Source organism: Turicimonas sp. TL08 (assembly GCF_054660695.1).
On the sequence record NZ_BAAGDP010000017.1, the window covers coordinates 1 to 21,375 of the forward strand.

A 21,375-nucleotide genomic window follows, 5' to 3' on the forward strand; every position below is an offset into this window, starting at 1 on the left:
AAGTTAAAGCCCGGAGGCCATAGCAGGGTGGAACCACTCCTTCCCATCCCGAACAGGACAGTGAAACGCCTCCACGCCGATGATAGTGAGTTGTATTTCTTGCGAAAGTAGGTAGCCTCCGGGCTCAATTATTTAAAACAGGCCCTCGAAGTCATTGCGGCTCCGAGGGTTTTGTCTTTTTTGCTCACAATTAGAAAGCCTCGCATTTGGGCGAGGCTTTCTATCAAAGAAGGCTGTCGAGCTAGAAGAAGGAAAGCGGAGAAGATAAATTCTTCAGGAGAGCTATAACGCTCCACGCTGCTGACATACTGGCTCTTTCGTTTTCATGATCCGGTTCAGCAGAGAAGGTAAGCTGTGCGTCCATAATCGGATTATGCAAAGTTACTGTATGAGTATTTCTTGTTGCACTTGGATCGCTGATCAATTTGACTTTCATATCATGTGCATGTGAGGCCAAGGCAGTAGCTACGGAAACGTTAACGTTTCTTGGAAAGCCTCTTATAGCCGCGTGTACGTCACCTTCAAACACAACCACTTCTTGATCTCTGCGTACCGGCTTATTGGCCAAATACGGAGAGTTGTCATAGACCTGAGGTGGTTTTACGCTGACAATGCTGACTTCAGGATTGCCGTAAGCTGCGAAAGTTGACATGATATCCATGCCGCCGATTGCGCCGCTGGTGACATAGATATGACGTTCATGATCTTTTGCGACCTTAATAATGTGTTCTCTGAAGTCTTTGTCATCCAAAGCTCCCACAGAGGCGATGACTAAATCGCATCCGGATGAAAGAATATCTTCAGCATATTTTTCTACAGCCTCTACCCCGGCAAATTCTACGACTATGTCCGGTCTTAAAGAGAGCAATTCCCTGAGGTTGTGACAGGCAAAGCTCCCAATCTTCATCGACAAATCAACGGCGTGTTCATGATGCTTTGCCAAAACAGCTGTAATGAAGTAGTCATCTTCTAAAAGACGACTAACATTCATACAGAATGTTTGACTTAAAGCTCCACATCCCAGAACTGCAATCTTTTTCATAAATTCTTCCTTTCATTCCTATTGTTTATTTCGTATTAATTGTAAAAAGAAAATACAGAAAAACCAGAAAAAATCTTTAAAAATCAGTCCATCCACTATGAGGATGACCCGTATTAGAGTTATTCCTTTTACTTTTTTACAATATAAGTTTAGATTGTTCCGTGAGTTACGTTGAGAAACATATAAAAAATGACAGCGTTCAGTATACAAAATCTCACTGTTGTGAAAGGTGGAAAAAAAATTCTCGATTCCGTTTCTTTTGATGTTCAAGAAGGAGAATTTGTCTGCATCGTTGGTCCGAGCGGGGCTGGGAAGTCCACGCTGTTGAGACAGTTAAATCGTCTTGATTACGGTCGTACTGGCGGTCAGATTCTTTGGAATGGTAAAAACTTAGAAGAGTATGACGTTCATATTCTTCGTGAACAGGTGGCCTATATTTTTCAGAAAGCCGTAATGTTCCCTGGGAATGCAGAAAAGAATATCAAGATGGGCGCACAGTATGAATCGAAGGTTACCCAACAAGAACTTGAGAAAAGGTTCGCTAGAGCCATTCAGGAGGCGGGCATAACCTCAGAAATGTTGCCTGTAGAAGCTTCAGAGTTGTCGGGCGGACAACAACAAAGGATAGGGATTGCCAGAACCTTGATGCTCGATCCGGTTGTATTACTGTTCGATGAACCTACTGCATCGTTAGACGTAGAAACATCTAATAAATTTTGCAAGACTCTCAAGGTATTAAAAGAGCATCTTAAAGAAAAGAGATCTGCAAGTCTGATGATTACGCATCGGCTTGAAGAGGCATCTTTCCTTGCTGATAAAGTTTTGATGTTAGAAGAAGGTAAAGTTGTTGCCTTTTTGCCCGTGAATGAGTTCTTCAATAATCCTTCTAATGAGAGAGTTGCGAACTTTCTTAAGGCTTATAAATTGTAAGGAGGGAATATGTCTACCACATTAGGTTCAATTGAGATCTCATACGCTCAAATGGCAATTGGCATGCTTCCTCTTGGAATTGTTATTCTCTTGTCTGCAGTTTATAGATTAGAACTCATCAAATCTTTAGTAATCGCGGTAGTTAGAGCATGCATTCAATTAGGAATCATGGGATATCTCTTGGTATGGGTATTTGCTCAAGACAACCCTTGGGTAATTTCTCTGCTGCTCATTATTATGGTGGCGTTCGCTTCACAGGCATCCGAAAGGGCCCTAAAAGGGATAGCTTCAAAAAAAATCAAATTTAAGATTATTAAGATCCTCTTCGTATCTATTGCCCTAGGTGCTTTATCAGTCTTATGTTATCTACAGTTTGTTGTCGTGAGACCTGAGCCTCTTTGGGAGGGTAAGTACATTATTCCTTTGGGAGGAATGCTTATTGCTCAATCCATGGTTGCCGGATCTTTGGCTGTTGAGAGATTGAGAAGCGAATTTGAAGCTCGTGCTGATGAAATAGAAACTTTATTGGCTTTAGGAGCAACTTCAGCGGAAGCAAGTAGAGAATCTGTGAAAGTGGCTATGACAGCAGCCTTGATGCCGATTATTAACTCCATGATGGTTCTCGGTATTGTCGCTTTGCCTGGGATGATGAGCGGTCAGATTCTTGCTGGTGTTTCTCCGTTATTGGCAGTCAGATATCAATTATTAATTTTCTTCTGTATTGCTGCGTCAGCGGCTTTAGTATCTTGGCTTTCAATTAGAATGGTTCGAAGCCTGTTTTTTACTCGTGACGATCAATTCATTCGATTAGAAAGCTTACAAAATTAGAAATGCAGTTTAATTTATCGGCTAAAAAGGCCACATTGCTTGGATGTACAGCCCCAATTACCTGGGGCCTTTCTGTTTCATTTATCAAAGGAATTACCGACTATCTGGGGGTAGGGAGAGGCTTAGCGATAACTTATACGCTTTCCTTTATTATCGTGTTCTTTCTATTCGGACTTCCTAACCTACAGAAGATTCCTTGGAAATACTACTTGTGCGGATTAGGAAGTGCGATAACCTGCTCTATGAGTTTTGCTTTTTCTTTAGCTCTTTCTCAGGGCGGTACTCAGGCCATGGAAGTCGGAATGATTAACTATCTTTGGCCCTCGTTAACTATTCTTTTTGCGGTTATTTTTAACCATCAAAAGGCTAAATGGTGGTTAGGGATCGGCATGGTCGGTGCTATCTACGGTATATGTATTGTTCTCAGCGGAAATGTATTGGTTGACTTCAAAGGAATGTATTTCCATATTCTCGAAAATCCTTTGAGTTATTTTCTCGGGTTGACGGCTGCTATTTCATGGGCGGCATATTCCAATTTTACAAAAGCGTGGTCTAGAGGGGAAAATCCTACCGTCTTAGTTTTTGCCGCTGACGTTATTATTTTTAATGTGCTGAACTTATCCGGTGTTGAAGTTCCCAAAGACTTTACCTGGTTCGGCTTAGGCATCGCAGTTTTAGCAGCATTGGTTTTAGGCTTTGCTTATGGCTTTTGGACTATTGGTGTTCAGAAAGGAAACATTACTATTCTGTCGATTGTTTCCTATTTCACACCGGTCCTCTCATGCGTATTTGCATCCATTTTTATCGGGGCTCAGCTAACAGGAGCTTTCTGGATTGGGGTAGGTATGGTAGTTGTTGCTTCTTTTATTTGCTGGAGAGCCACTATATAACAACTTAGGCGAAGCCTCCGGAATTTAGACGATGGGGTTATAGGAACCTAGAGTTTGAGCTTTTTTATACATATTGCCGAAGATTTAAATAACAGCTTTTAATAATGCTAAAAAGAGAGTTCGGAACAAGAATAGAGACTGTGGGGCCACCTTGTTTGAATTCGGCAACTCTATGTATTTTTGAGATGGTTTCATGTCAGTAGTATTTTAAGAACTACTTCGAAACAGTATCGAACCTTATAACAGTTAAAGGAAGGACTGGACTTCTAACCTAAATGGGAATAGATCTTTTCTTCTTGCTTGAAATTACGCCCTCTCTCTGCCCTATCTAAGCAAAAACAATTACTCCTTTTAACAATATCCCCTACACTCAAACCGATAATTATCCTTATGAAAGAAGGGAACACAGATGTATTGTTTAAAAAGAACGATTGCAATCTCCTTACTGGCAGCCAGTGTGTCTCTTAGCACACCCTGTCTCTCCCAATCAATCGGAGCAAGCTATCTAATTGACAATTCAAGCCCCGCATGGTTTTTGAATCAGGCAAAACCTGAAACTATCGTAGTCAATGGTAAAGCCATTACTTACATGGCCCAATTCAACAACCAATTAGCACAGGACAAATTCGGCTGGACCACAAATTTCCAAATAATGAGACCAGGTCTCTATCAATTCATTGTCTATCCAAAAGGCTCTGATAATCCTTTCAGCCCACAGGTCAGAAGATTGATGGAACCGGTTTATGGACAAAACGGTGATTGGCCGAAATATCAAGAAATGCAGAATCAAATCTTTCCGATGACTCCTGCCTTTGGACAGGCTGCGGGAGGCAAGTTCTCAGCGCTAGTAGTTCTGAATGGCAAGCCAGCTGTCAATACCGTAGTCGCAGTGGAATACTACGGGGCTGATAACTATAAAGGTGCGTCAGCAACCACCAAGATCATTACTCTTCTGAGAACGAACAAAGACGGCGTAATTGACTTTACGATCCCCTGGGAAGGATGGTGGGGCTTTGTAGCTCTTAACAATGCAAATTCTCTGACAGTCAGCAAGGATGGTTCTCCAATCGAACTGGGAAGTGTTTTATGGACTAAATTTGTAAAACAATAGTAGGCGTTATCCTTTAGAATACAAGGGATTTGTTTTGAATTCTAAGGAATGAAAGAGTTAGAGCCTAAGATTACTAAGGTTGATGCCGGATCTAAATTTGTGGAAGAAATAAAGATCGTATTCATGCATCAATTTCCGGTCCACGAGAGAGTTTCTTTAGAGCCTTTTTTCGATCCTTCTGTCGAGGGTGCCGATGCCTGGGTTCTTGCTGAAGGAGACAAAGTCTTAGGCTTCGTTACTCTTCTTACGCTTCCTCCCATAAGTTATATCTTTTACCTCGCTACCGATTCGGCACACCAAGGCAAAGGAGTAGGCTCAAGGCTTGTGAACTTCGTTAAGGAAGCGTATCCCAGCGACCTTCTTTTCCTTCACTGCGAAGTCCCACTAGAAAGCGCACCTGAGCGTTTGCAGACTCGACTAAAACGCTTGAATTTCTATAAACGCCTAGGATTTAAAAAAGTTGGCAAAGAGCACGAGTGGAGAGGAGAACTTTTTCAAACGATGGTAATTGGAAACTGGAATGAAGAAAAGGTCAAAAAGTTTTGGGAACGATTTGACCCTCTTTGGAGTGATGAAGATTAATTCTCGGGCTTTTCCTCTAAACCTTGTTTCTCCTCTTTGTTCGTTTTCTCTGTCTCAATTTTGCTGACTAAGATTTGATCAATCCGGTTCATATCCACGTCGATGACTTCAAATTTATATCCGCTGTAAATTACCTTGTCCGTTAGCTTTGGAATCTTTCTCAGCATATACATCATGAATCCGGCAACGGTCTCATAACTTTCATCATCGGGCATTTTATCTAGCTCTAAGGTTCTTTCAAGATCTTCGATAGGGGTTGCCCCGTCAATCAGCCAAGTCCCATCTTCTCTTTGTACGATATAGGAATCATCCTCGGTTTGTACCAGGTTACCCATCACCGTACTCATGACATCTCCTAGAGTGATTATTCCCACCGTAAGAGCATATTCGTTCAACACAACAGCAATATCTTTTCCCTGCTGCTTGAAGACTTCCAAAACTTCCGAGAGAGATAATGTATCCGGCAGACAAGGAATACTCTTTAAGAGGCTCTTTTCATGAAGTGAAAGACTCTCATTTTCCAAGGCCCTGCAGAGTAGATCTTTGGAATCAACATAACCAATAACTCTGTCGATGTTCTTGTCGCAGACTAAATATTTACTATGAGGATCCGATTCAATCTTCTTCTTAATATCCTCGAGAGAATTTCCAAGAGTGAAGTAAGTAACAGAATCTCTTGGAGTCATTGCGCTAGTGACAAAACGATCTTCTAATTTAATAACATTTTCAATGGCTTGCTTTTCATCATTATCAAGCAAACCAGCTTCTGCCCCGGCACCAACAGTGGCTAAAAGATCTTCGCTCGTAATTGTGGCCTCATTCTTTGTCGGAACACCCATAACTTTTAAGAAGAAATTTGAGAGGCCCGTCAATGCAATAACGAAAGGCTTCAAGATAAGAATCAAGAATCGCATTGAGCCGATTAAAAGCAATGCATATTTTTCGGGCTTGTTCAAACCAATTCTTTTGGGAATTAAGTCTGCGAACAAAACGAAAATCATTGTGACCGCAAAGAAAGAGCAGAAAAAGCCTAAAGAGGCGGCCAAATCCGGAGCGCAGAAATAAAGAAAAAATTGTTCGAAAAAGGGGGAAAATACTGTTTCACCTACGATACCGCCGAGAATTGCAATCGCGTTAACTCCGATTTGGATAACTGAAAAAAACGGTCCAGGTTTGATTTGAAGATCTAGAACTTGTTTTGCTCTCTTGTTTCCTTGTTCAATTAATTGCTGCATTCGGATTTTGCTTGAGGCAGCTAATGAAATTTCGGCAATTGAGAAATAAGCACTAGAAAGGATCAATGCCACGATAATAATGAGTCTTGTTGTTAGATCTAATTCCATTTTTTTCTCCGCAACAGTGGACTATTATGGCAAAAATAAGTAAAAAAAGAATTTACTCAGCTTAAAGCGGTTTTGATCTGATAAGATAACGACCTTGTGCGGAGAAATGGCAGAGTGGTCGAATGCGCCGGACTCGAAATCCGGTATACGGGTCTCCCCGTATCGAGAGTTCAAATCTCTCTTTCTCCGCCATCCTGATATCAAACTTTATCAAATAACTTCCCAGAAACCTTAAAATCCCTTCCAAACTTATTGATTTTCAAGGTATTAAATTTTTTGCGTTATCAAAGTTTATCAAATAAGTTCTGTTGCATAAGGTCACCAAGTGGTGACATTTTGGTGACATAGAACGTCTTAAGGAAAACCCTAGTCGCCATTTTTTAAGAGTGAAAAAACTCAGACTTAATGTGGTTAGATGCCGGAAGAATAGTGAACGCCATGCCAGAAAAGGCTACCCTGGGGACGCGCTCCCGAAAAAAGTGGAATGCCAGTCGGAAAATAGTGGATTTTGCAATCTGCCGTACATTGGAGATACAAAAAAGGCCTGTGCAATATTCAAGAAGAATCTGGTTGAAATTACTTGGAATTGCATAAGAAGTCTTGAAAACAACCCGACGACTCTACCACAGACAGCTTCAATTCTCGAAGGCCAATCCGTTGGAGGGATAAGTATTTTTGATTTAATGCAAGTGAAAAATTATGGAGACGGTTGTAAAAATTTAATTTGGCAACTGTTTAACAATGAATTTTCTTTAAGTATTAAATCTCCTTGTCTCATATATTCTTTTGTTGCAACGGAAGATGCTCTTGAATGGGGAGTAATCAGAAATAAACCAGTATCTCTCCATCACGTTAAGTGCGTACCGCCGACTGAAAATCTGTCCCAGATTTTGGAGGGAGGGTTTAATCACCTGACTAAGCAAATTAAATCTCCTGCGGAAAGAACTATTGCAACTTTTTTGTTCATGGCAAGAACTCAACCTTTTTATGATGCCAATAAAAGAACTGCCTCTTTGATGATGAACGGCTGCTTAATGAAAGATGGTTATTTTCTTATAACTGTCTTTAATCGTGAAGCTGAACTATTTCATAACGAACTTGAGAAATTCTGTGAAACCCGTGATGCTAACGGTATGTTTAAGTTCTTTGAAAATAACGTGAAGGAGCTCTATACTCCTCAACAAAGAAAAGATTTCCCTAGACCATCAATCGAACTAGAAAGGTAAAGCTTTGGCAAATATGGGTTACATTCGGGCAAGTTCAGTTGATCAAAATACCGCCCGGCAATTGGATGGAATCGCCATAGATCAGACCCTCATTGATAAAGTGTCCGGAAAGAACCCTGATCGGCCCCAACTGCATTGTCTTCTAGAAAAAGTTTCTGCCGGTGATGTTGTTTATGTCCATAGCATGTATCGCCTCGCACGCAACTTACAAGATCTTCTTACTCTGGTTGAAACTTTCAATAAAAGAGGAGAGACCGTAAAGTTTACGAAGGAGTCTATTGAATTCAGCCCAGACAAGGAAAAGAATCCTATGTCGGTGCCGCTTCTTCATCTGCTGGGAGTCGTTGTGCAATTTGAACGTTCGCTTATTCTTGAGCGACAAAAAGAGGGAATTGCAAAGGCAAAGGAAAGAGGAACTTTTAAAGGGCGAAAAACTATAGATTCTGAAATTTTGAAAAGCGCAAAGGTTCTGGTTGAGAACGGTTGCCTATGGGATAAGCAGCTAAACAGTTGGAGGTCGTCCAAAGTACTTTGTAAAAGTACGCAAAGAAAAAGCCGTCAGGTTATGAGTGGAAGGTTTAGATGGACAGAAGAGAAATAGGAAAAAGTTATGGATGAACAAACTAAAAAATCTGTTGATATTCAAAATCGAATATTGGATAACATCATGGAGGTGCAATTTGAGAAGACGTTGGAAGAATTGACTTCGGATGGCTCATTTGAAAAAATGATTAGGGAGAAACATTTTGCAAAAGGAGTTCCTATTACTTATCAAGATTCAAAAGATCCTAATAAAGTAATAACCGAGTACCCTAATGGGAAAAAAGTGGTTAAATATGTCTAACTTGCCCAAGCCTCAACTCGTTTTCTTTGCCGGCGTAAATGGAGCTGGAAAATCTACTATCTACGAGGTTGCTAAAAGGAAGATTCCATCTCTGTCCTATATGCAGTACATTAATCCTGATCTCTTAACTGAGAAAAATCATGGCAACTTCTTTGTTGGAGCAAAAGAGGCTCTTGAAAAACGAAGAAAACTGGTTTCGTTAAATATACCTTTTGTATTTGAAAGTACTTTTTCAGGTAAGTCAGAATTTCGATTATTGGAAGAGGCTAAAAACCGAGGCTATAAGATCAACGGAGTTCTAGTTGGTGTAAGCGATTCTAGTATCAATGTCCAAAGAATCCTACAGAGAGTTTCTTTGGGTGGTCATTTTGTACCTCCGGCAGATGTTGAGAGAAGAGTATCAAGACTTACTGCTAACTACATAAAGATCGTTAATTTGTGCGATAGGCTCTATGTAGTGGATAACAGCAGAGGAAAACCATTTCTTTCTCTACTTATAAAAAAACAAAAACTCATACGTGGGAGGATTAACCAAAAGTGGATACAAGAGTTCATAGATGTGACAAAAATAAAAAAAGAGGAGCTAGAAAGATAAAAGTTTCAGAAAGTAAGTTCTTTACTTACCTTGCGTCGGCTTTGTTCGTTGCGGTAGTCATAGAAAGCGGTGGTAGCTACTGAAGAGGGGCTCATCGCTTTCTGCAATAAAAAGAGATCGCTACCAGCTTCCAGCATCCGTGTGGCAAAAGTCCGGCGTAAATCATGCGGGGGGATTTTTCCCAAGTCGGCAAAATCTGCTTGATTTGTAGAATTCTTGCTGGCGTCGTCATTGGTTCCAGTCTCATCGTCACTTGCATTTTTTCACGATGCTTCTCTGGTAGCCAGGTAAGAGTTTTCTGGTAACGATGATCCAGTCTTTGCCTGGATTTTCCAGCCACCTTCCTTTCGCCAATTCTTTAATAACGGCAGCATTTGCATTGCGCTCTTCTGAGTAGACTATGTTTTGAACACTCACAGTTTTATCGTCGATTTTCGATTCTTTAAGCAATCTCTCGGTTCTTCTTTCCTTTCTTTTAGTTATCTCAGCCTGTAAAATAAGGCTTAGACGTCCAGAGAAATCCATGCCGTAATACTTTGGATCTTTGGACTGGGCGATGAAAACATCTCTTGCAGTGGGGTGCTTCAATGCGTCCCAGCACTCTATAACGGCTAGTTCCAACTGATCCTTTTTTGCAAATGTAGCACTTGTTCTTTTAGTCATCTGTATTCTCCTGGCTCTGATTAGAGTCTTTGCGTTTACGCTCGATTAATTCCTTATAGTGATCCGTCCCTCTTATCTCTGAGGCTTGGATCGTTTCGGTTGAGATATGTCTAATTTCCTTTTTGAGATCAGCCGTGGGCCGGAAGCCGTCTACTATTGCTTTGAAGCGCTGGAAGGTAACAACTCGGCTCTTCAGGACTTACTGACAAATTTTGTTGAGGATGTCCATTTCAAATTTAGCCCCAAGGACCAACAATCAATTTAGATGACGCCTAGCAAAGCTGTTGTTTAACTTTGCAATGTGTACACCAACTTTGTGAAGCTCCGGCCCAAATCTCTTTTCGATTCTTTCGAGAAGCTCCTCTTTGCTTTGAACATATCTTTTAAGAGGTTCCGGAAGATCTTCGAGCATCGTGGGTGCCGTTAAGCTTGAGCCGATATCGTCGATACACTTCTTGCCGATACACTCACCGGTCTCCGGCAGATGAACCGTGACTAAATTCTTGGTGTAATCAAGAAATACTTGGACCTTCCGTCCCACAAATCCGTATCTAACGGGATATCTTTTGTCTTGGTAGCGGACAACATTATTTTTTTGAACCGTGCTCATAAAAGTTATGCAATTCGGATGGTATTCAATTAAGGGCAAAGGCCGCAACAAATGCTTCTCTTCAGATTCAAACCGTGCGGTCCGGTTTAAATTCGGTCTTTCGGAGTAAGGCCTTAGATTGAATTCTTTAACAGTCTCAGACTGAAATAAGTTGACTCTCTAAGGAGTCAATATGGTCAAAGCCAAGAAGAGAAACATAGAGCGGACCCCTGTAATTGAAGTATATGAAAATAGTCTGTCCCTTCCGGTGCTTGTTTCGTCATTTCCGTCGATTTCAAGTTCTTCGATATATCGTTGGATTAAACAATTTAAGGAAGATGGATCTCTAAAACCCAAGCCCCAGGAGTGGTCGGATAAGAAGAAAAAACTTTTGAAGGTTGTAGTTCAGATGTATTCGGAAGGGGTTCGGCTTTACGCTACGCTTCAAGCCGAACCCCGACGAAGAACAACTTAAAACTAAGAAAAGTTGACATAGAATTCAAAGGGAGGTAAAACCAAAGTCAACCTAAAACAGTAATAGGCAAGCGTAGTCAACAAAAAACAGTTTTTAAACCAAAGAAGAGTCAACCAATTTCAGGAAAGGACAAACAGGTTTATTCAAGAAAAAAAGACTTTTCTCTTCCAATGCTCAGAGAATTAAGTGCTGCTGTTATGAAAAATACCGGCAGCATTTACAACACTCTTCAAGGTTCCTTTGATTCATCTTGCGGTGATTTCAGAAGGTTAAATATTAGTGCTGGAACGGGAGGCCGTTCTTATTTAAGTTTCTTAAACAACGAGGATAGACTTAATAACTGGTGCCAAGAGGTAAACGTCAGAAGGAATTCTTTTGAGAGAGGCTCACAAATCTATGAAAAATATTTATTCACGTTTGAAGCTCATTTCGATTTAATCACAATACATCCTTGGGCAGATGGAAACGGAAGAACTTCCCGGCTAGTAATGAACCACCTGCAAAACAAGTTACGTCTTTTCCCTACAAAAATTTTAAAAGAGGATAAAGCTGAATACATCCAAGCATTAGTAGACTCTGGAGAGAAAGAGGATAAAGCCATCTTTTCTTCTTTTATGATGAAAAATCACATAAAGAATCTTAAGTCAGAAATTTTTGCCTTTAAAAAATCTAGAGAATAGCCAGAAATCAGAGACGTTAAAATGACCTCGTCGTTTTTTCGTTAAAGTTCTATAGTTGCTGTGAAACAATAATCTTCTTGCAAGAGTCTCTCTTTCAACCCAAATCATCCTGGCAAAAGAACGGTATAAACATAAAAATTCAAGAGCGCCTCCGGAGAAAACAGTTGGAACGTCCTGCTTCCTAAGTAAGAATAAACCTAAGAAACCATTCGATACTCGATGAGAATGAAGAAAAAGGCGGTCTTGTGAACCACCTTTTTCTGCTTTTGTTAGAAATTAGACAATATTAGTATTGGTCAAAATTCTTTTGAATTTCTTTAGGATCTTTTGTTTGTGTTAAGGAGAGCATCAAGAGAACACGTGCTTTCTGAGGATTCAAAGAACCGGAAGAAACAAAGCCGTACTTGGCGTCATCTACTTCTGCGTCCTTAGTTGTGGAACCGGTTGGAACACGAGAAGAACGAACTACAGCGATGCCGTCTTTAGCTGCTTTTTCGATGATTGGGAAAGTAGACTTATGGAGGTTGCCGTTACCGACACCGGCGGTGACGATACCGTCATACTTAGCATCTACCAAAGCTTGAGCCTGGATGCCTTCGACTCCGGCGTGCTGATAAACGATACCGACCTTAGGCAGTTTTTCCAATTTATCTACATTGAACGGAGTGGCTGTTGTGTGGGCTTTAACCGGAGCTGCATCCCAAAGGACTTTGCCGTTATGGATAGTAGCAAGTTGGCCGGCATTCGGGCTCTGGAAAGTTTCAACGCCGGTTGTATTGGTCTTAGTCACATCACGGGCACCGAGAACGCGGTCATTCATTACAACCATAACGCCTTTGCCACGGGCAGTTGGATCACCTGCAACTGCTACGGCGTTGTACAAGTTGGCAGGACCGTCAGCAGAGAGAGCGTTTGACGGACGCATTGCGCCGACGAGAACGATAGGCTTATCGCATTTAGCTGTCAGCTGAAGGAAGTAGGCAGTTTCTTCCATGGTGTCAGTTCCATGGGTGATTACGAAACCGTCTTTCTTACCGCATTCTGCATTAATTTTCTTGGCCAATGTCAGCCAAACTTCATCGCTCATATCTTGAGAGCCGATTTGAGCAACTTGTTCGCTTGAAACGTTGGCGATGTTAGCTAATTCAGGAACAGCCTGGACTAAAGCATTGACGCCTACCTTAGCAGCGGAATAGTTTGTCTGATCTGCAGCTTTGGATTGACCGGCAATAGTACCGCCTGTTGCATAAACAGCAACATTAGGTTGAGCAGCGTAAGCTGCACCGAAAACAAGAGATAAAGAAGCGGCAATAAGTGCCTTTGTGAACATCGTAGTCCTCCTCTATGTGGAAATAATTTCTCATTCGTCTAAGTGGTCACGAATGCGAAACGTGAATATTTGTATATTTTTTTAAAGTTTATTACGTACAAATCTGAAATAAAATCACATAAATACGGTATATACGAACAAATAAAAAGGACAATTGTTGGATATTTCCTTAGAAGTTCTGTTCTTTCAAAGGCTTGCCGCTCAAGGTCTATATATTGTTAGTTTCGAGATTCTTCTTGAGGTCAAAGCTTCTTTTTACTTTGTTGTTTTGTCGCAAAGATTAAAGAATTTCCTTCTAAACCTCAGAAATATAGAAGACGGTTTTTCCGCCGATTGCTGTATTTTTCCTGCACTTTGTGGTTACGTCTAAAATTTAGAGCATATTTTTTCGGACAAGTTAAGAGAGCCTGCGAAATGAAAGAAAGCCAGAGAACTTATGTCGCTATAGACCTTAAGTCTTTTTATGCATCGGTCGAGTGCTATGAAAGAAATTTAGATCCATTGACGAGTTTTTTGGTTGTAGCAGATCCTTCCAGAACTTCAAAAACAATCTGCTTAGCCGTTTCTCCGGCCTTGAAAGCTTTTGGGATTCCCGGAAGACCACGTTTATTCGAGGTTCAGAAAAAGGTCGAAGAAATCAACAAGGCACGAAAATGCAAAGCTGGTTTTTCCGAATTTGAAAGCACGGCTTTTGATAAAAAAGAGTATGAAGCAAATGAGAAGAGTAAATTGGATTTCGTTATCGCTCCTCCGCAGATGTTTCACTACATGGCCACCAGCGTGAAGATCTACGAAACCTACCTGGAACTTATTGCACCCGAAGATATTCACGTTTATTCAATTGATGAAGTTTTTATCGACATCACGCCTTATCTGGAAACCTATAAGACAACGGCCCATAATTTGACTCGTGAATTAATTAGACGAGTATTAAAAAAGACCGGAATTACTGCTACCGCCGGCATTGGGCCGAATTTGTATTTGGCCAAAGTGGCCATGGATATTGAGGCAAAAAAATGTGAACCGGATAAGGATGGTGTTCGGATTGCAGAATTGAATGAGACGACCTACAGACGTAATCTTTGGAGCCATGAGCCAATCACGGATTTCTGGAGAGTCGGAAAAGGTTATGCGGATTCTCTTGAGAAAATTGGTTTAAGGACAATGGGAGATGTTGCTCGGTTTTCTATTAAAAACGAGAAAAATTTGTTTGAATTGTTCGGAGTGAATGCAGAACTTCTAATTGACCACGCATGGGGACTAGAGTCTTGCGCAATGAAGGACATTAAGTCATTTGAACCCGATGGAAAAAGTATTGGTTCAGGTCAGGTTCTTCAGGAGCCATATTCTTTTGAAAAGGCCTTGTTAGTAACCAAAGAAATGGCAGATGCTTTAGGTTTAGATCTTTTTTCCAAAGATTATGTAGCCACAAAAATAGTTTTGACGATCGGTTACGATGTAGAGAATTTGAATGAAGCCGAAAAAGGCAGCGGATATCAAGGCCCAATTAAAGTAGATTCTTACGGCCGGAAAGTGCCCAAGCCGGCCCATGGAACAGTATCTCTTTCCCGAGCAACCTCATCTTCTTCGGAAATCAGAAAAGAAATGGAGAAGCTTTTCAAACATATTGTGAATCCTAGTCTTTTGATTCGCAGAATAACGATGTCTGCGGCGGTATGTCCTAAGAAATCGGTTTGTGAGGAGTCGGAGGATACGGCTCAGTTAGATTTGTTCGACGGCACGGAAATGGCAGAACTCTTCGACCATCAAGACGATAAGAGGGCAGCGAAGGAGAGAAAGATGAACGAGGCAATATTAGCTTTACGAGACAAATTTGGAAAGAATGCTATTGTCAAAGGAATGAACTTGGAAGAAGGCGCGACCGGCATTCTGCGCAACAATCAGATCGGCGGACACAAAGCATGATCAAAGACTATAGTGACATTATTGACCTTGAGCGTCCGGTTTCGCGCTTTCCAAAAATGTCTCGGCAGGCAAGGGCAGCACAATTCGCACCGTTTGCGGCTTTGACGGGTTATGAAGAGGCTGTTAAAGAAGCCTCACGCTTTGTCGCAGAAAAACCTCTTCTGGACGACCAGGAAATAGAAAGAATAAATCAGACCCTGAGGGATGCCATCGAATTTGACGATGCGGTGGATCTAATTATTTTTGAACCGGACTCACACAAATCCGGGGGAAGAGTCAGCAGAGTAACGTCCCGCATAAAAAAAATAGATGAGACTGAGCGGAAACTGGTGCTTGAGAACGGCAGACAGATCATTTTAGAGAACATAGTCGGCATCAAAACCGAGGACTCTTCTCTTGATCAGGTGCCTTGGTAATCACGTTTCTTCGAGGATGAAGAATAAGTGGATGCTTTTATCCAGAGCTCCTTAATGATTGATCGACCTCTCTTTATGGTACAGCACCATTAGCGGAGAGACCGCTGAGAAACCTTTTATTTTCAAGATTACTATTTCATTTCGATGACATTGGACAGGTTAACTTCAAAGGAAAAATCCGGGTCAATGATAAAAAAGCCACCGGCATATTCTTTGCAGATCCGACCTTCGGCAGGTGAAAATTTCCCTGTCTCTCCGATCTTAATCATAAAGTTTCCGCAATAGACATTTCCGAAAGTATCTATGCTGAGGTAGCCTTGACATTCTTTTGAGATGGTTCCGATGAATTCACTTGGATGTTCTGTCCAAACTTCACCCCAGAGGTTTGCATAAATGAGTCTGCAGAATTGAGAGGAAGCATAGGAGGACTCCAGCGGTATGGAGGATAGAAGGAGACCGACTGTCAGAGAAGCTATTTTGGACATCAAGGATTTTGAGAACATAGTGAAGCATCTTAATTCAGTTAGTCTTTGACTGCAGTTCTATCATAGTTGACGTCAGTTCATTTCCATCCAATTAATAAAAACTTTTTTAAATCTTGTAAACCGGATAATAGCTAATCGGTTAACTTAATCACGTCTGATAAGTTGATTTTGAACGGTTGATCTTTTACGTAAAAGTCGCCGAAAACTCCTCGACAAATGGGCCCTTTCCCGGAAGGAGGTTGTTTAAGCTGTCCAATTGAAAAAGGAGAATCACCGCAATAGACGTTTCCAAATACATCCACATGAAGGACTCCTTTGGTATTGCATGAAGACTTTCCGATTGAGAATGGAGAACCTTCGACGAAAATTGTTCCAAAAGAATCGGAATAAACCGGTTTGCAGTCTGAAGGAGAGGCATGGGCTGGACAACAGGCGACAGAAAATAAAAAAGCTCCAACGGTTGCTGCAAGAAGTGTCTGAAAGGAAGTGGGTTTTGGAAGCACGGCAATCCTAATTGAAAGACCAAAATATAAAGGAAGATCTTATCAAGTGGTCTTACTTTTCAGACCAGCCTTTTTCCAAAATTAGAGATCACAACAAGAAAATTAATGGAAGAAGTTTCCTTTATACGATTTTCAATGAGCTTGGTAAAAGAATGGTTTAGAGGCTCAGAAATTTGTCCAGCTCCTACAATCAAATTATCAGAGTGAAGAACAAGAAGCTTCGGTTAATTCATCCGGAAGTGCTGTTGATGTGAAATCAGAGCTTAGAGAAGGATCCTTTATGGGAGGAGGCGCCGATAAGTCTGCGCTTATGTTCTAATTAACCCAGAAAATAAATTGGCATCCTTTCTCGGTGCCTCGATAAGGATGCCAAATTTTTCTGAAGGCTCTTTTGCTAATTGGAAGCGATGAGCCGAAAAACCTTATGACGACTAAGTTATTTTCCTTCTCTCATCACACTTAAGATAACTCCCTTCTGCCAATTAAAGTAAGGGTTGTACATCAATCTAGCTGTAATTTTGCCGTCCGGTGCGCTTTCCCAGGTCGAATACCAGACATTCTTGGCTTTTTCACACTTCGCTATTTCCTTATCGGAAAGGTCATCTCTGCATACTCTGGACTTTCCGTGTCTACCGTACCAAGGATTTTTGGGGGAGTAGGCCAAGGACATATGCGAGAAGCTTGCAATTCTTTCCTCAGGAATGTAGTCGCTTTTATAAATAATTCTCGGATCGCTCCCGTCTCCTTCAGTACCGTACCAAATGAAGCGGCTCTTTGGATTAGTAAATACTTTGGGAAGAATATGAATAAGTTCCTTGGCGTTAATTACAGAGTCGTGTTCCGTCATCATGACAATAACCGGCTTCGAATAGGTTTTATCTTTCATTGATTCCTGGACGTTGACCATGGATTGACGAAAAGCTTCTATTGCTTCTAACGGAACAGTTTCATAACGGAATGGCGCCACGCCTTGAGTATCGTTGTCAGGTTCTTTATACCAGTCTGTGAATAAGTTAATGAGAGGGATGAAAGCAATCATCTCCGTTTGAATCTCGAAAGCCGGAGAAAATAACACCAAACCTTTAACTTCCGGCCGTTCGAAAGCTAATTTTGTTACTAAATTACAACCGGTAGAAAAACCGCCTAACCATACTTTTTTTGAAGATTTGGAAAGAAGATTTAATTGTGCCTCAACCGTTTTCCTCCAATCCTCATAATCAGTGTCCAGCATATCGGCAGGCTTGGTTCCATTTCCCGGAAGAAGGATGGCTCTGACTAAATATCCGTTGCGTGCCAATTCTCGGCCGATATCTCTAAAAGTCCATGGCGAATCTCCGAGACCATGAACAAACAGGATTGCTTCCTCATTACTTTTCAATGGCTTAAATTCAAAAGGAGCATTAGCAGTCAGTTCAAATTGCTTATCTTTCAATACAAAGTGGCGGTTTTGGGAAATAAACTCTTTGCACTGTTTTTGATAATCGGCAAAGGAAGTTCCCGAGTAAGGCAATTTTGCTTCGTTCGGCGGATTGACCGAACAGCCCGCCAGCGTAAAAAATAGAAAAGTGAAACTAATAAGTTTGTTCAGAAAAGGGCGGACATCTTTCATTCGCAATACCTAAAGGTTCTTCTTATTTATGAAAAAGGATTACTTAAATCATAAATAAGAGAAAACCCTTAGTATGTAAACAATGTCCGAAAAGGGCAAGAACCTTAATAAAAGTGAAGAGCCTTAGGCATAAAAGCGTTTGAAAATGAGGGAAGTGTTAACTCCTCCGAAGGCAAAATTGTTGCTCATTATGTAATCAGTGTCCAAACGGCGCGGCTCATTCATGATGTAGTCAAGCTTGCCGCAATTTTCATCTGGTTCTTTCAGATTGGCAGTGTGGGCGAACCAACCTTCATTCATCATTTGAATAGCAAACCATGCTTCTAACGCACCGCAAGCACCCAACGTATGACCCAGATAACTCTTTATAGAAGAAATGGGAGTCCCAGCGCCAAAAATTGCTTCAGTGGCTAATGATTCGGCAATATCTCCTCTGGACGTAGAGGTGCCATGGGCAGAAATGTAGCCAATTTCTTCAGCTTTAAGTTGAGCATTCTTCAAAGCGTTGGCAATACAAATTTGAATTGTTTCTTTCTTCGGCTGAGTGATATGGGTGGCGTCACAGTTGGAAGCAAAGCCAACTACTTCAGCAAGAATATTCGCTCCTCTGTTTTTTGCATGTTCAAGCTCTTCAAGAATGAGTGCACCGGCTCCCTCACCGACAACTAATCCATCGCGGTTTTTATCAAAGGGCTTTGGAGTTTCTTCAGGTTTTTCATTCAAGGTGCTGGTGGCAAATAAAGTGTCAAAGGATGCAGCCATGGACGGGCAGAGCTCTTCCGCTCCGCCGGCGATCATTAGATCCTGCATTCCGAATTTAATGGCTTCATAGGCATATCCAATAGCTTGGCTCCCGGATGTACAAGCGCTGGAGGTAGGAATCACTCTGCCGGTTACACCGAAGAACAGACCGGCGTTTACTGCGGTGGTATGCGGCATAAGCTGGACATAGGTAGTTCCTGAGATGCGGGATGTATCTCCTCCGTCAAGCATTTTTGCGTAAGCCACTACCGGTTGGGTACTGCCAAAACATGAACCAAAAGCAATTCCTGTTTGTCCGTTGGTAATAACTTCATTGCCGAGTAAGCCTGCATTTTCCAGGGCTTTTTCGGTTGCGCGAGTGGCTAACAAAGAAACTCGTCCCATTGAACGAATCTTTTTTCGGGTGTAATGGGCCGGAAGTTCAAAGTTTTCGATTGGAACAGCAAGCTTTGTATTTAAACCTTTAAAGTACTCCCACTCCTCCATATATTTGACGGCATTTTTTCCCTCAAGAAACCGTTCTTTTATGGTGTTCCAGTCTTCTCCGAATGCAGTAATACCGCCAGCACCGGTAACAACAACCCGTCTAGCCATTAGATCATTCCTCCATTAACACTGATGACTTGTCTTGTGACATAAGCTGCGGAGTTGCTCAAAAGATAAGAGACAAGGCCTGCAACTTCTTCCGGTTTCCCCATCCGCTGCATAGGAATAAGCTTCATGGCATGTTCAATAGCCCGCGGATCCATGTCGATCATATCTGTATCAATCAACCCAGGTGCTACGCAATTTACCGTAATTTTTCTTGAGGCTAACTCAACTGCAAGGGCTTTGCTTGCTCCAATCAGACCGGCCTTCGCAGCACTATAGTTAACTTGTCCGCGATTACCTGTTACGCCTGATACTGAACTAATAACAACAATGCGGCCTCCGTTTCTCAGGCGAATCATCGGCATTACACAGGGATGGATGACATTGTAGAAACTGTTCAGATCGGTGTTGATGACATTGTCCCAATCTTCATTTTCAAGGGCAGGGAAGGCGGCATCCTTTTTTGTTCCGGCACTGTGAATGATTCCCCAATAAGCTCCATTTTCTTCAATATCTTTTTCCAGAGCTTTTTTTGCGGCCTCACGATCACCGACGTTGAATCCAAGAGTAGAAGCAGGGCAGCCCATAGAAGCAAATTTTTCTTGGAGTTGTCGAGCTTTTTCTTGAGAAGAGTTGAAATGAAGAACTAATTCATAGTCCGGATTATTAGCTAGTTCCCCTGCAATTGCACTCCCAATTCCTCCCGTCGACCCGGTAATCAGTATTCTTTTTTTCTTAGTCATTTTCGGATATAAATTTAGTTACTGAACAGCTTATCGTATTCAATTTTTGTGGGTTGGTATACAGTGATTTTCCCATGGGCCAAGGTTTCGCCTTTTTCAGAGAGGACAGAACCGTCAAAGGAAGCAAGATTTTTATCTTGAATAATCTTTTGGATTTTGATGGTCAGAACTTCATTCGCCGGCGTTTTATCGACGAGAAGTTCGGCACCTCTAACACTTAACAAAAATCCAACATCGGATAGTTGCATGTCGTTTTTTCTATAGTAGCCGGCCCACACTCCTATTGCTTGAGCCATCATTTCGATAAGAAAAACATTGGGAATAATTCCATTCTCGTCTCTGAAAAGTTCGAGTCTTTCTGCTTTTTTACAATCGCAGCGGCACTCCGCATGCTCTTCGTCTATTTCCACGAGCTCATCGATAAATCTCATGGGGAGACGATGAGGAAGCCAATTATCAAGTTCATTTTCCGTCATAATGGCCCAATATTAGAGAAGTATTGTTTCCTCCGAAAGCGATATTGTTGGACATCATGTAATGGCCTCGGAGCTTAGTTGGATTTTGAAGAAGGCCGAGTCCGCTGAAGGCTTCGTCCATTTCGCTTTTATCCTCAAATTGCGAAGGCAACACTGTTTGAGGGTTGTCTAAAAGCGCACAAAGTAGGGCTGCTTCAGTAATTCCGGCAGCTCCCAAAGTGTGACCGGTAAGGTTTTTTGTAGAACTGCACCGAACAGAACCAAAAAGATTTCTAACCGCAGCTCCTTCTGCAGAGTCATTTAACCTTGTGGCCGTCCCATGAAGATTCACGTACGCAATGTCAGAAGTTTGCAGCTGAGCCATTGCTAAGGCTTCTCGCATAGCTGTTTCTATCCCGGCTCCCTGAGGGTGAGGAGATGAAATGTGATAGGCGTCGGAAGTCTCTCCCCATCCGGCCAATACAAGGTTGGAGGGCTCTTTTGAAAGAACGAGAACTCCCGCCCCTTCTCCGATAGTGATTCCCGCACGTTTTGATGAGAAAGGACGGCATTTTTGGCGCGACATTACTTCCAGAGAAGTAAATCCATGAATCGGAAGTTTGGCTAAGCTGTCAGCCCCTCCTACAATAGCAGCGTCTGCCATTCCCGATTGTATTAATCGAGCTCCGGAAATAATAGAACGTGCGCTGGAAGTACAGGCTGTGCTGATCGTGTAGGCCGGTCCCGAGAGTCCCAA

General features: G+C 41.7%; 24 protein-coding genes, 1 tRNA gene, 1 rRNA gene and 1 pseudogene. 14 read left to right on the forward strand and 13 right to left on the reverse strand.

The window, feature by feature from the left end; genetic code table 11:
- Window positions 1–9: 9 nt before the first annotated feature.
- Window positions 10–124: ribosomal RNA gene (gene rrf / locus ACYQ4O_RS09100) — 5S ribosomal RNA — on the forward strand.
- A 117-nt stretch (window positions 125–241) separates the two neighbouring features.
- Here the strand turns inward: rrf and ACYQ4O_RS09105 are convergent.
- Window positions 242–1,042, reverse strand: a complete 801-nt coding sequence (locus ACYQ4O_RS09105) for an aspartate dehydrogenase domain-containing protein (protein WP_308515170.1) — start codon at window positions 1,040–1,042, stop codon at window positions 242–244.
- A gap of 222 nt (window positions 1,043–1,264) precedes the next feature.
- Between ACYQ4O_RS09105 and ACYQ4O_RS09110 the strand changes: the two genes are divergently transcribed.
- From ACYQ4O_RS09110 to ACYQ4O_RS09130, 5 genes are all read left to right on the forward strand, one after another.
- Complete coding sequence (locus ACYQ4O_RS09110; RefSeq protein ID WP_460175402.1) at window positions 1,265–1,972, forward strand: ABC transporter ATP-binding protein; 708 nt, start codon at window positions 1,265–1,267, stop codon at window positions 1,970–1,972.
- A gap of 9 nt (window positions 1,973–1,981) precedes the next feature.
- Entirely contained in the window at window positions 1,982–2,800 is an 819-nt protein-coding gene (locus ACYQ4O_RS09115; protein ID WP_460175403.1) for an ABC transporter permease, read from the forward strand.
- 2 nt (window positions 2,801–2,802) lie between these two features.
- Window positions 2,803–3,690 (forward strand): aromatic amino acid DMT transporter YddG, encoded by an 888-nt coding sequence (yddG, locus tag ACYQ4O_RS09120; RefSeq protein WP_308515176.1) that lies wholly within the window; start codon window positions 2,803–2,805, stop codon window positions 3,688–3,690.
- Window positions 3,691–4,099: 409 nt separating this feature from the next.
- Window positions 4,100–4,801 (forward strand): DUF4198 domain-containing protein, encoded by a 702-nt coding sequence (locus tag ACYQ4O_RS09125; RefSeq protein WP_460175404.1) that lies wholly within the window; start codon window positions 4,100–4,102, stop codon window positions 4,799–4,801.
- 48 nt (window positions 4,802–4,849) lie between these two features.
- Window positions 4,850–5,383, forward strand: coding sequence for a GNAT family N-acetyltransferase (locus tag ACYQ4O_RS09130; protein ID WP_460175405.1), 534 nt, complete (start codon window positions 4,850–4,852; stop codon window positions 5,381–5,383).
- Here ACYQ4O_RS09130 and paeA read toward each other — a convergent pair.
- The gene (gene paeA, locus ACYQ4O_RS09135) at window positions 5,380–6,726 is read right to left on the reverse strand and encodes a polyamine export protein PaeA (RefSeq protein WP_460175406.1); all 1,347 of its coding nucleotides are present in this window, start codon (window positions 6,724–6,726) and stop codon (window positions 5,380–5,382) included. The two genes, ACYQ4O_RS09130 and paeA, sit on opposite strands and share 4 nt — an antisense overlap.
- A gap of 100 nt (window positions 6,727–6,826) precedes the next feature.
- On the opposite strand from paeA, the gene ACYQ4O_RS09140 reads away from it, so the two are divergent.
- The 5 genes from ACYQ4O_RS09140 to ACYQ4O_RS09160 all read left to right on the forward strand — a co-directional run bounded on the left by ACYQ4O_RS09140 (window position 6,827) and on the right by ACYQ4O_RS09160 (window position 9,391).
- Window positions 6,827–6,918, forward strand: a tRNA-Ser gene (locus ACYQ4O_RS09140).
- Between the two features lie 194 nt (window positions 6,919–7,112).
- Window positions 7,113–7,952 carry a Fic family protein gene (locus ACYQ4O_RS09145; RefSeq protein WP_460175407.1) on the forward strand — a complete coding sequence of 280 codons (840 nt, stop codon included), beginning with the start codon at window positions 7,113–7,115 and terminating at the stop codon, window positions 7,950–7,952.
- A gap of 13 nt (window positions 7,953–7,965) precedes the next feature.
- A complete protein-coding gene (locus tag ACYQ4O_RS09150) occupies window positions 7,966–8,553 on the forward strand; it encodes a recombinase family protein (RefSeq protein ID WP_460175443.1) in 588 nt (195 codons plus the stop codon).
- 9 nt (window positions 8,554–8,562) lie between these two features.
- Window positions 8,563–8,796, forward strand: a complete 234-nt coding sequence (locus ACYQ4O_RS09155) for a hypothetical protein (protein ID WP_460175408.1) — start codon at window positions 8,563–8,565, stop codon at window positions 8,794–8,796.
- A complete protein-coding gene (locus ACYQ4O_RS09160; protein ID WP_460175409.1) occupies window positions 8,789–9,391 on the forward strand; it encodes a hypothetical protein in 603 nt (200 codons plus the stop codon). Before ACYQ4O_RS09155 ends, ACYQ4O_RS09160 begins: the two co-directional genes overlap by 8 nt.
- 5 nt (window positions 9,392–9,396) lie before the next feature.
- On the opposite strand, the pseudogene ACYQ4O_RS09165 reads toward ACYQ4O_RS09160, so the two are convergent.
- The 3 genes and pseudogenes from ACYQ4O_RS09165 to ACYQ4O_RS09175 all read right to left on the reverse strand — a co-directional run.
- Window positions 9,397–9,582: pseudogene (locus tag ACYQ4O_RS09165) on the reverse strand (tyrosine-type recombinase/integrase); the annotation flags it as partial.
- 58 nt (window positions 9,583–9,640) lie between these two features.
- Entirely contained in the window at window positions 9,641–10,054 is a 414-nt protein-coding gene (locus tag ACYQ4O_RS09170) for an ATP-binding protein (RefSeq protein ID WP_460175410.1), read from the reverse strand.
- A 256-nt stretch (window positions 10,055–10,310) separates the two neighbouring features.
- Entirely contained in the window at window positions 10,311–10,664 is a 354-nt protein-coding gene (locus tag ACYQ4O_RS09175; protein ID WP_460175411.1) for a hypothetical protein, read from the reverse strand.
- A 624-nt stretch (window positions 10,665–11,288) separates the two neighbouring features.
- Between ACYQ4O_RS09175 and ACYQ4O_RS09180 the strand changes: the two genes are divergently transcribed.
- Complete coding sequence (locus ACYQ4O_RS09180; RefSeq protein WP_460175412.1) at window positions 11,289–11,798, forward strand: Fic family protein; 510 nt, start codon at window positions 11,289–11,291, stop codon at window positions 11,796–11,798.
- Between the two features lie 286 nt (window positions 11,799–12,084).
- On the opposite strand, the gene ansB is transcribed toward ACYQ4O_RS09180, so the two are convergent.
- Window positions 12,085–13,128 (reverse strand): L-asparaginase 2, encoded by a 1,044-nt coding sequence (gene ansB, locus ACYQ4O_RS09185; RefSeq protein WP_308513969.1) that lies wholly within the window; start codon window positions 13,126–13,128, stop codon window positions 12,085–12,087.
- 414 nt (window positions 13,129–13,542) lie between these two features.
- On the opposite strand from ansB, the gene ACYQ4O_RS09190 reads away from it, so the two are divergent.
- Window positions 13,543–15,054, forward strand: coding sequence for a Y-family DNA polymerase (locus ACYQ4O_RS09190; protein ID WP_460175413.1), 1,512 nt, complete (start codon window positions 13,543–13,545; stop codon window positions 15,052–15,054).
- Entirely contained in the window at window positions 15,051–15,470 is a 420-nt protein-coding gene (locus ACYQ4O_RS09195; protein WP_460175414.1) for a YolD-like family protein, read from the forward strand. The genes ACYQ4O_RS09190 and ACYQ4O_RS09195 overlap by 4 nt, the downstream gene beginning before the upstream one ends.
- Before the next feature lie 131 nt (window positions 15,471–15,601).
- On the opposite strand, the gene ACYQ4O_RS09200 is transcribed toward ACYQ4O_RS09195, so the two are convergent.
- From ACYQ4O_RS09200 to ACYQ4O_RS09230, 7 genes are all read right to left on the reverse strand, one after another.
- The gene (locus ACYQ4O_RS09200) at window positions 15,602–15,955 is read right to left on the reverse strand and encodes a hypothetical protein (RefSeq protein WP_460175415.1); all 354 of its coding nucleotides are present in this window, start codon (window positions 15,953–15,955) and stop codon (window positions 15,602–15,604) included.
- A gap of 131 nt (window positions 15,956–16,086) precedes the next feature.
- Window positions 16,087–16,458: a hypothetical protein gene (locus ACYQ4O_RS09205; RefSeq protein WP_460175416.1), complete on the reverse strand. Its 372-nt coding sequence runs from the start codon at window positions 16,456–16,458 to the stop codon at window positions 16,087–16,089.
- A gap of 436 nt (window positions 16,459–16,894) precedes the next feature.
- Window positions 16,895–18,067: an alpha/beta hydrolase gene (locus tag ACYQ4O_RS09210; protein ID WP_460175417.1), complete on the reverse strand. Its 1,173-nt coding sequence runs from the start codon at window positions 18,065–18,067 to the stop codon at window positions 16,895–16,897.
- A 123-nt stretch (window positions 18,068–18,190) separates the two neighbouring features.
- The gene (locus ACYQ4O_RS09215) at window positions 18,191–19,423 is read right to left on the reverse strand and encodes a beta-ketoacyl-ACP synthase (protein ID WP_460175418.1); all 1,233 of its coding nucleotides are present in this window, start codon (window positions 19,421–19,423) and stop codon (window positions 18,191–18,193) included.
- Window positions 19,423–20,163 (reverse strand): 3-ketoacyl-ACP reductase FabG2, encoded by a 741-nt coding sequence (locus ACYQ4O_RS09220; protein ID WP_460175419.1) that lies wholly within the window; start codon window positions 20,161–20,163, stop codon window positions 19,423–19,425. The genes ACYQ4O_RS09215 and ACYQ4O_RS09220 overlap by 1 nt, the downstream gene beginning before the upstream one ends.
- Window positions 20,164–20,177: 14 nt before the next feature.
- The gene (locus ACYQ4O_RS09225; protein WP_460175420.1) at window positions 20,178–20,639 is read right to left on the reverse strand and encodes an ApeP family dehydratase; all 462 of its coding nucleotides are present in this window, start codon (window positions 20,637–20,639) and stop codon (window positions 20,178–20,180) included.
- Window positions 20,626–21,375: a beta-ketoacyl synthase N-terminal-like domain-containing protein gene (locus ACYQ4O_RS09230; RefSeq protein WP_460175421.1), complete on the reverse strand. Its 750-nt coding sequence runs from the start codon at window positions 21,373–21,375 to the stop codon at window positions 20,626–20,628. The genes ACYQ4O_RS09225 and ACYQ4O_RS09230 overlap by 14 nt, the downstream gene beginning before the upstream one ends.

What these genes read in the sequence shown, in the direction of transcription:
- ACYQ4O_RS09105 (WP_308515170.1), bottom strand. Translation starts at nt 1,042, where the DNA reads ATGAAAAAGATTGCAGTTCTGGGATGTGGAGCTTTAAGTCAAACATTC.
- ACYQ4O_RS09115 (WP_460175403.1), top strand. Translation starts at nt 1,982, where the DNA reads ATGTCTACCACATTAGGTTCAATTGAGATCTCATACGCTCAAATGGCA.
- yddG (WP_308515176.1), top strand. Translation starts at nt 2,803, where the DNA reads ATGCAGTTTAATTTATCGGCTAAAAAGGCCACATTGCTTGGATGTACA.
- ACYQ4O_RS09125 (WP_460175404.1), top strand. Translation starts at nt 4,100, where the DNA reads ATGTATTGTTTAAAAAGAACGATTGCAATCTCCTTACTGGCAGCCAGT.
- ACYQ4O_RS09130 (WP_460175405.1), top strand. Translation starts at nt 4,850, where the DNA reads ATGAAAGAGTTAGAGCCTAAGATTACTAAGGTTGATGCCGGATCTAAA.
- paeA (WP_460175406.1), bottom strand. Translation starts at nt 6,726, where the DNA reads ATGGAATTAGATCTAACAACAAGACTCATTATTATCGTGGCATTGATC.
- ACYQ4O_RS09150 (WP_460175443.1), top strand. Translation starts at nt 7,966, where the DNA reads ATGGGTTACATTCGGGCAAGTTCAGTTGATCAAAATACCGCCCGGCAA.
- ACYQ4O_RS09155 (WP_460175408.1), top strand. Translation starts at nt 8,563, where the DNA reads ATGGATGAACAAACTAAAAAATCTGTTGATATTCAAAATCGAATATTG.
- ACYQ4O_RS09160 (WP_460175409.1), top strand. Translation starts at nt 8,789, where the DNA reads ATGTCTAACTTGCCCAAGCCTCAACTCGTTTTCTTTGCCGGCGTAAAT.
- ACYQ4O_RS09170 (WP_460175410.1), bottom strand. Translation starts at nt 10,054, where the DNA reads ATGACTAAAAGAACAAGTGCTACATTTGCAAAAAAGGATCAGTTGGAA.
- ACYQ4O_RS09175 (WP_460175411.1), bottom strand. Translation starts at nt 10,664, where the DNA reads ATGAGCACGGTTCAAAAAAATAATGTTGTCCGCTACCAAGACAAAAGA.
- ACYQ4O_RS09180 (WP_460175412.1), top strand. Translation starts at nt 11,289, where the DNA reads ATGCTCAGAGAATTAAGTGCTGCTGTTATGAAAAATACCGGCAGCATT.
- ansB (WP_308513969.1), bottom strand. Translation starts at nt 13,128, where the DNA reads ATGTTCACAAAGGCACTTATTGCCGCTTCTTTATCTCTTGTTTTCGGT.
- ACYQ4O_RS09190 (WP_460175413.1), top strand. Translation starts at nt 13,543, where the DNA reads ATGAAAGAAAGCCAGAGAACTTATGTCGCTATAGACCTTAAGTCTTTT.
- ACYQ4O_RS09195 (WP_460175414.1), top strand. Translation starts at nt 15,051, where the DNA reads ATGATCAAAGACTATAGTGACATTATTGACCTTGAGCGTCCGGTTTCG.
- ACYQ4O_RS09200 (WP_460175415.1), bottom strand. Translation starts at nt 15,955, where the DNA reads ATGTCCAAAATAGCTTCTCTGACAGTCGGTCTCCTTCTATCCTCCATA.
- ACYQ4O_RS09210 (WP_460175417.1), bottom strand. Translation starts at nt 18,067, where the DNA reads ATGAAAGATGTCCGCCCTTTTCTGAACAAACTTATTAGTTTCACTTTT.
- ACYQ4O_RS09215 (WP_460175418.1), bottom strand. Translation starts at nt 19,423, where the DNA reads ATGGCTAGACGGGTTGTTGTTACCGGTGCTGGCGGTATTACTGCATTC.
- ACYQ4O_RS09220 (WP_460175419.1), bottom strand. Translation starts at nt 20,163, where the DNA reads ATGACTAAGAAAAAAAGAATACTGATTACCGGGTCGACGGGAGGAATT.
- ACYQ4O_RS09225 (WP_460175420.1), bottom strand. Translation starts at nt 20,639, where the DNA reads ATGACGGAAAATGAACTTGATAATTGGCTTCCTCATCGTCTCCCCATG.